At 65.4% G+C, this 1961-nt stretch carries 3 protein-coding genes; 2 read left to right on the top strand and 1 reads right to left on the bottom strand.

Annotated features, from left to right (window positions below):
• Window positions 1–164 precede the first annotated feature (164 nt).
• Complete coding sequence (locus tag Q7V15_RS08645; RefSeq protein ID WP_304755097.1) at window positions 165–995, top strand: hypothetical protein; 831 nt, start codon at window positions 165–167, stop codon at window positions 993–995.
• A 144-nt stretch (window positions 996–1139) separates the two neighbouring features.
• On the opposite strand, the gene Q7V15_RS08640 is transcribed toward Q7V15_RS08645, so the two are convergent.
• Window positions 1140–1475 (bottom strand): GIY-YIG nuclease family protein, encoded by a 336-nt coding sequence (locus Q7V15_RS08640; RefSeq protein WP_304755096.1) that lies wholly within the window; start codon window positions 1473–1475, stop codon window positions 1140–1142.
• Between the two features lie 55 nt (window positions 1476–1530).
• Between Q7V15_RS08640 and Q7V15_RS08635 the strand changes: the two genes are divergently transcribed.
• Window positions 1531–1961, top strand: a 431-nt coding sequence (locus Q7V15_RS08635) for a DUF2239 family protein (RefSeq protein WP_304755094.1), incomplete at its 3' end; no start/stop codon positions are given.

The following is a 1961-nucleotide window of genomic DNA, read 5'->3' as shown; positions in this document are numbered from 1 at the left end:
GCCACCGGCACGCCCGCCTCCTGCTCCCGCAGGATCCCAATGATCTGCTCTTCCGTGAACCTTGATCGCTTCATTCGTCCGTCCTTCCATGGGGCGGACTCTAGCTATTTCTGGCTGAGTTTCAGGGGGTCACGTCACGGGACACTAACCGGCTCGACGGGCTCGTGAAATTCGTCGCTCATCACGAGCCACGCCTCTCTGCGCGCATCAAGCCGCGGTGGACGTCAATTCTGCAGGCCGCGGGGGCGCGGCCCAGCTATTCGCCGCGACGTCAGAATTCGACACCGTTCTACATCTGTATCGATGAAGCGGAGTACAGAACGGCGCCAGGCGGGCCTGTCCTTGCCATTGGAATGTCGGTGAGCCAATACCAGAACCGCATGATCTCGGCGGCGCGCGACATACTCGAGGACACCCTTGCGGATCCCTTTGCTGACGGCGACAGGGGCGCGATGATCAAGCGCGGCCTTCACTTCACCGATGCGACGGAAGATGTGAAACTCGCCTACGTCGAGCGTCTGCGGGCCTTGCCATTCGAGGCCTATGTGGTCATGGCGCCGCTACGCGACCCTAGACACTACGAAGAAACTTATCTTCGGCTACTCGGGGCCGTCTTGAAGCGCCGGCTGATGGCGGCGGAGAGCCAGTTCGCCATCTTCATCATAGAACAGAACCCGAAGGTCTCGCAGGCGAGCATTCGCGGTGCCATTCAAGCGGTCCAGGGGGGCTTGAAGGCGGAGAACAATCGCCATCCGCGATCCATCGTTGTCCACTTCGTCGGGAAGCCGGATACGTGCATCAGCGCGCCTGATTTTATCCTTGGCCTCTTGGGCCGCTATCTGGCCTCCCCCAATGTTCCAAGTGGGCAACCCGAGAAGCGTGAGCGGCTGATGTTCGAACGGCTTCGCGAAAAATACCGCCTGATCCTCGAGATCGAACCGTGGGCAGAGTACACGCGGCGACGTCCGATCGCGCCTTGGACAACAAGGTTATAGGTTTGGGTTCGGCTCAATAACTCGCAACAGCCTCACCAGATAATCCTCGTTCGGGGCTAGATTTCCAGCCGCCACGTCAAGATGCGCAGACCGGCCGGTCGTGGATGACTGCGGCTTGCCACCCAGCGGACTTCCCAGCCTCCCCTACAACCCCTCCGCCTCCAGCCGCGCCCGCCACAGGGCCGCGCGCTTCGTCAGTTCGTCCTTGCGGCGGAGGTCGGAGTAGTCTTCCGGCAGGCGGTCGAGGATTTCGAAGCGGAAGGCGCCTGCGCCGTGGGCCGTCCAGGCGGCCTGGAGGGGGCGGTAGGGGCTGGAGCCCTGTTTGAGGGCGAACCAGAGGCCGTTCTGTTGGGTGTCGATGTGGCGGCTCTGGCCGACCCAGACCTGGCCGGTGGCCTCGCAGATGACGGCGAAGACGCCGGCGATGGTCGGGCGCTCCTTATAGGCGGCGATCTGCGCCTTGCGGGTCGAAGAGGTCATGACAGCTCCTATTCACCCGGGTATAAATGTCAGATCATTTTATCCGGGTAAATAGATGACCGACGCCGCCGCCGACTTTCCCCTGGGCCTTGTCCTGTTCCGCGCCGAACGGCGGATCGCCCAGGGGCCGCTGAATGAGGTCCTGGCCGCCGCGGCAGAGGCCCGCGCCGCCGGGGCGGACGGGCCGCTGCTGGCCTTTGATCTCGCCACCGGGCGGCTGACCGACCTGGAGGGTCGGGCGGACCCGCCGGCCCCGGAGGCTGGCCCAGCGCCTGAGCCCGAGCCCGCCCGGCGGGGGCGGCCGAAGCTGGGGGTGGTGGCGCGCGAAGTCACCCTCCTGCCCCGGCACTGGGACTGGCTGGCCCAGCAGCCGGGCGGCGCCTCTGTGACCCTGCGGCGGCTGGTGGAGCAGGCGCGCAAGGCCGATGCGGAGACCGGGGCCGGCGACCAGCGGCGCCGGCGCGAGGCCGCCTATCGGTTCATGTC

It is taken from the genome of Phenylobacterium sp. (assembly GCF_030651755.1).
Lineage (GTDB): Bacteria > Pseudomonadota > Alphaproteobacteria > Caulobacterales > Caulobacteraceae > Phenylobacterium.
This window is presented reverse-complemented; position numbering and strand designations above follow the sequence as displayed.